The sequence below is a fragment of the Aquirufa aurantiipilula genome (genome assembly GCF_019923745.1).
Lineage (GTDB): Bacteria > Bacteroidota > Bacteroidia > Cytophagales > Spirosomataceae > Aquirufa > Aquirufa aurantiipilula.
Window position 1 is genome coordinate 1 of sequence record NZ_JAANOG010000045.1, and the last position, 397, is coordinate 397.

The window sequence follows — 397 nt, forward strand, 5'->3', positions numbered from 1 at the left end:
AGCTAAGTGAGGTCTTTTGTTATTGTAATGTTTTATAGCTTGTTTAATCATTATTTTAGCTTGTTTAAAATCTTTTGGCTTGACTATTAAGAATTCACCTTTTAGAATTCCATTAATACGTTCCGCTAAAGCATTTTGGTAACAGTCGTAGCCATCTGTCATCGAAGGAGTAAGTGATTTTTCCTTAACAGATTTTGGTATTGTGAAGCGCAATATTGGATTCCTCTATCGGAATGATGAATTAAAGGATGATTTGTTTTACGCCTCTTAAGAGCATCTTTTAACGCCATTTCAACCCCATCTGTATGCAGTGTTTCATGAAGATGATAGCCCATGATTTTTCTAGAAAAAGTGTCGGTTATTAGACTTAAATAGGCTGTTTTTTCCTTGGTGTCAA

At 34.0% G+C, this 397-nt stretch carries 1 pseudogene; it reads right to left on the bottom strand.

Going from position 1 to position 397, the window contains the following annotated elements:
* Positions 1 to 397 (bottom strand): annotated as a pseudogene (locus tag G9H60_RS13490) (transposase); the annotation flags it as partial.